This window comes from Xanthomonas populi, assembly GCF_002940065.1.
Taxonomy (GTDB): domain Bacteria; phylum Pseudomonadota; class Gammaproteobacteria; order Xanthomonadales; family Xanthomonadaceae; genus Xanthomonas; species Xanthomonas populi.
On the sequence record NZ_MDEJ01000203.1, the window covers coordinates 1 to 4,686 of the forward strand.

Below are 4,686 nucleotides of genomic sequence, written 5' to 3' on the forward strand. Positions count from 1 at the left end.
ATCGCTGATTTTTTGAAGGTATGGTCATCATCCAGTGCGTGTCACCACGGCTACGACTTGGTTGTTCGAGGTGCCCAGTACTCTCTCCATTACGTAACTGCACAGTTTATCGATCAGACGTTACACAGGTGTAGAGAGGTTCAGAATTTTCCGTAAAATGCGCTGTTGCGAGCGCACTTTCATCGCATTCATCTGCGCACTGCGGTTGTCGGTGCAGCGCATCAACGCGCTCAAAGCGATACAGGCCGGTGCGCGGCCGCATGTGGTCAGTGCCGTTGATGCTGGAATTGGCAAGTCGGCCGCATTGCATCTGCAGCGTGTAGAGATCCCGAAACACTCTGACCGATTAAGAGCGGCTAACAAAACCTCTTGAATGCTATCTCCAGGATCAAAAAATGGGCCATGGCACGGAACCAAAGGGATCCCTAATGCGCTGTGGAAGCGCATCCAACCACTGAGTCCGCAAGTCAAGCCTTCTGCTAAAGGTGGGCGACCTTGTCTCAGTGATCAGCAGGCCCTCAATGGCATCGTCTATGTCTTGCGCACGGGCATGCCGTGGGAAGAGCTGCCTATGGAACTTGGCAATGGCAGCGGCATGACCTGCTGGCGCCGGTTGCGTGATTGGCAAGCCGCCGGTGTGTGGCATCGTCTGCATCAGGTGTTGCTGACCGAGTTGCGTCGCGCCCAGAGGCTGGATCTGAGCCGAGCCAGTCTGGACGCCGCCAGTGTGGCCTGCCCCCCGGGGGGCGCCTACACCGGGCCAAACCCGACCGGTCGCGGCAAACTCGGCAGCAAACGGCAGCTGATCGTTGCTCGCAACCGCGTGCCCTTGGCGGTGCGTCACCGATGCCCATCGGCACGACCCGGTGGTGTTTGAGGCGTTGCTTGAGCCTTGCCTCCCCTCTCCGGAAAACCAGGGCGCCGGCGACGTTGGCCAGGCAAACTGCATGCCGGCAACGCCGACGATATCGAACGTTGTCGCACCTTCCGCAAGCAGCGGGGCATCATTGCGCCGATTGCACGCAAGGGCATCGACCGCAACGACCGTCTGGGCCGTCATCGCTGGGTCGTCGAGCGTATGCATGCCTGGTTCGCAGGCATGGGCAAACTACTCATCCGCTTTGAACGCCGCATCGATCTCCACTTGGCGTTGCTCTGGCTTGCATGCTCCATCATCGGCTTACGGCTTCTTCCTGGGTTTTTTTTCGCGGCTCTAAGCATATACAGACGTAATACGGGCCAATGGTCGCGTTCGATGATCATTCGTTGACACACCCGCAGTTACCCTGAGCGCCAAGTTTGTTTAACCCGGACCACCCGACGTCATGAGCAGAGATCCCTCCGTTATCGATGTACAAGCCGAAATCGCGCATTGGCAAGCGCGGCATGCGCAGGGCAACCTTGGTGCAGGCAAGTTCAGCGAGTTGTCACCGGTGGTGAAAATGGCCTGCGACATCTATCTGCAGGCGCCGCGTTCGAGCGATCAGGAGCGTCTTCGGTTGTTTCGCGACCGCCTGGAGCATCACTTCATTTCATCCAACACGCAGTCCAATTACGAACAGTTGGCCACTGATTGCTGGCAGCGTCTGGGCATGCGCAATAGTTGAGCACGTCAGTGTTGAGCAAGACACGTTATTCATTGGAGATTGGCATGAAAACCCCGTATCAAGTGCAGCAGGACCTGGAACGACTGGAGCGGTTGGTACCGCACATCGTCAGCGACCAGGGCGACCGCGCGGAGGACATCCTTGGCTTCCATGTAGCCAGTCTGCTGGGCAGCGCGCCGGCCAGCGAACACGCGGTGATTCGCGAACGCATCGCACGCATGACGCGTATCTGTCGTACCGCGCAGGACGCCGTGCATGCACGCTCCAGATCGCTGGGCATCGGGTCGGTAGGTCAGCCGCAGTGGGTTTGATCGCTTAGTTCGATCTGCGCATTACCGGAGCCGCGCAGCGGCTCCTTTGCTTTTCACCGCCGGCAGCTGCCGGTTGCATTCTTCCCGCTCAGGACATCCATGAAATTCCTTCTTGTTGCTAGCTCCTTGCTCGCCATGCTGACTCTCACTGCCTGTGATCGCCCCGGCGGCGACACATCGCGCACCGCACCTGCCGTGTCGCCCGAGCCGACTGCCGCGCCCGTCAGCGGCACCGGCGCAGCCGAGTTGGCCAAGGGCGATGCCGCTGTGCTGGGCGTACTGGCGGCGATCGACGAGAGCGAGATCGCGCTGGCCAAACAGGCTATCGCGCAAGATCTGGGCGGAGCCACCGATGAATTCGCCAAGCAGCTGCTGCACGACCACGCAGCCAATCTTGCCAAGAGCAAGGCCCTGGGTGCCACCGACAGCCCACGCGCCGATGCGATGCGCGCCAAGGGCAAGGCGGCCGTGGACGCGCTGTCGCAAACGCTGACCCTGCCCGACGGCAAGAACGCTTATCGCAATGGTTTCTTACGCACGATGGTCAGCGACCACGGCGATACCATCAAGATCATCGATGCCGAACTGCTGCCTGCCGCCGAAAGTGCGCCGGTCAAGCAGCATCTGGAAGAAAGCCGACGCGTGGTGTCGGCGCACTTCGAGCGCGCGCACGCGGTGTCGTCGTCGCGCTAAGGGAAGGTCTGAACAACTCGCAAGACCCAAAAATCTCAGCATCGAGAGCGCCAGTAACGCGCAACTTGCGGGTGCAAGACGAGATTTTGCGCGTGTCTGGCGGCGTCAGCTGCCGCCGGACAGCCTGATGCCTTGGCCGGCAATCACTGCCGGCGCACCATCCACCGATTGGAGAGCGCAAACAACGTGAGCACTTGCGAAGCATTCTTCGTCGAGCTGGGCACGGCAATAATCGTCGCATCGACACTCGTGCAAGTGCGCAACGCGCCTGCTGGTCCGGCGCGTTTGCGTTTAGGTCGCGCACATTGCAAACGGGTGATGTGCGCACGCCGCTGCCGATGCGATCGCCGCGGCACGGCATCGACTTCACGTCCATGCGGCCCGCCCTGACCTATGGTGCCGCATCGTTTGGCTCTAGGAATCTCGCCATGCAGTTGCTCATCACCGGCGGCACCGGCTTTATCGGTCAGGCACTGTGCCCAGCATTGCTGCGCGCCGGGCATCAAGTCGGCGTGCTGACGCGCGATCCCCGCCGCGCCAGCCACGCTCTGCCCGGCATTACCGCAGTGGAGACGCTGGATGGCGTGCAGGCCGATGCGGTCATCAACCTGGCCGGCGAGCCGCTGGCCGCCGGTCGCTGGACCGATGCACGCAAGGAGCAATTCCGCGAATCGCGCTTGGGCATTACCCGGCAACTGCAGGCCTGGATCGCCCAGCAACCGGCCGAGCAGCGCCCGTCCGTGCTGATTTCCGGCTCGGCGGTGGGCTATTACGGCGAACGCGGCGACACCGCGCTGACCGAAGCCGACAGCGCCGGCGATGATTTTTCCGCCGTGTTGTGTCGCGACTGGGAGGCCGAAGCGGCCAAAATCGCCGCGCTCGGGCCGCGCGTGAGTTGGGTGCGCACCGGCATCGTGCTCGGCCGCGATGGCGGCGCGCTGGAACGCATGCTACCGGCGTTCCGTTTCGGCGGCGGCGGCCCGTTCGGCAATGGCCACCACTGGATGAGCTGGATCCACCGCGCCGACATGGTGGCCCTGTTGCTGTGGCTGCTCGAACACGGCGAAGCCGGCGCCTACAACGCCACCGCGCCCACCCCGGTCACCAATGCGGAATTTGCACGCACGCTGGCCAGGGTGCTGCATCGCCCGGCGCTGCTTGCAGTTCCCGCCGGCCTGCTGCGCTTGGGTTTTGGCGAGATGGCCGAGCTGCTGCTGATCAGCCAGCGCGTGCTGCCGCAACGCGCGCTCTCTGCCGGCTTCCGCTTCCAGTACCCGGCACTGGAAGCGGCATTGCGCGCCATTCTGCAGCGCTGAGTTGCGGCACACCTGCCTGGCGACTTCGGCCACCGGGGGCAACCCCGCTGGCAGCGCCGGAATGTGCGCTCAGGTCATGCACTATTGATACGGTTTGAATATATTTAAACTTTCTTACCCTGATACTGTCAGAAAGCAACGGACAAAGAAGACGCAAGGCATCAGACGCTGGATCGGTTGCACGAGCGGCGCAAACGCGTGGTTCGACTGCATCGCCTTGGCCATGATGTGATGCAAATCGTCAAGCTGACCGGTCTGTCGTATCCGACAGTGCGCCGCGCGATCGATGGTGATGCATCAGGCGGGTTGGCGGAGATCAAGCCAAGCCGACGGGGCCGGGCTCCTGGGCAGGGTCGCTGGTTGAGCCCCGCGCAGGAGGCACGGATCAAACGGATCATCTGCGATCGGCGACCGGAGCAGGTGAAGATGGAGTTTGCGCTGTGGAATCGCGCCGCTGTGACGCAACTGATCGAACAGCAGTGCGGTATGACGCTGTCGGTGCGGGGCGTGGGTACCTACCTGGCCCGGTGGGGGTTTACGCCGCAAAAGCCGATCAAAAAGCGGACGAGCAGCGTCCTGAAGCGGTACAGGCGTGGCTGGACGAGACCTATCCGGCGATTGAGAAACGCGCCAAAGCTGAGGGCGCACAGATACAGTGGGGAGACGAAACGGCGTTGGTGAACACCGATGTGCGCGGTCGTTGCGACGCCCCGGCCGGCAAGACGCCGGTGGCCTTCGCAGTCGGTGGGACGCGGCAAA

4 protein-coding genes and 2 pseudogenes are annotated in these 4,686 nt (G+C 62.2%); all 6 read left to right on the plus strand.

Annotated elements, in window-relative coordinates; translation table 11 throughout:
• Window positions 1–373: 373 nt before the first annotated feature.
• A pseudogene (locus XpopCFBP1817_RS19520) lies at window positions 374–1,201 on the plus strand (IS5 family transposase); the annotation flags it as partial.
• A gap of 124 nt (window positions 1,202–1,325) precedes the next feature.
• The gene (locus XpopCFBP1817_RS19525) at window positions 1,326–1,607 is read left to right on the plus strand and encodes a hypothetical protein (protein WP_006450952.1); all 282 of its coding nucleotides are present in this window, start codon (window positions 1,326–1,328) and stop codon (window positions 1,605–1,607) included.
• 44 nt (window positions 1,608–1,651) lie between these two features.
• A complete protein-coding gene (locus XpopCFBP1817_RS19530; protein ID WP_167393985.1) occupies window positions 1,652–1,918 on the plus strand; it encodes a hypothetical protein in 267 nt (88 codons plus the stop codon).
• Between the two features lie 99 nt (window positions 1,919–2,017).
• Window positions 2,018–2,611 (plus strand): DUF4142 domain-containing protein, encoded by a 594-nt coding sequence (locus XpopCFBP1817_RS19535; protein WP_128418356.1) that lies wholly within the window; start codon window positions 2,018–2,020, stop codon window positions 2,609–2,611.
• A gap of 428 nt (window positions 2,612–3,039) precedes the next feature.
• Window positions 3,040–3,927 carry a TIGR01777 family oxidoreductase gene (locus XpopCFBP1817_RS19540; RefSeq protein WP_128418357.1) on the plus strand — a complete coding sequence of 296 codons (888 nt, stop codon included), beginning with the start codon at window positions 3,040–3,042 and terminating at the stop codon, window positions 3,925–3,927.
• 168 nt (window positions 3,928–4,095) lie between these two features.
• A pseudogene (locus XpopCFBP1817_RS19545) lies at window positions 4,096–4,686 on the plus strand (IS630 family transposase); the annotation flags it as partial.

Coding starts and splice junctions, on each gene's coding strand:
- XpopCFBP1817_RS19525 (WP_006450952.1), top strand. CDS start 1,326: ATGAGCAGAGATCCCTCCGTTATCGATGTACAAGCCGAAATCGCGCAT.
- XpopCFBP1817_RS19530 (WP_167393985.1), top strand. CDS start 1,652: ATGAAAACCCCGTATCAAGTGCAGCAGGACCTGGAACGACTGGAGCGG.
- XpopCFBP1817_RS19535 (WP_128418356.1), top strand. CDS start 2,018: ATGAAATTCCTTCTTGTTGCTAGCTCCTTGCTCGCCATGCTGACTCTC.
- XpopCFBP1817_RS19540 (WP_128418357.1), top strand. CDS start 3,040: ATGCAGTTGCTCATCACCGGCGGCACCGGCTTTATCGGTCAGGCACTG.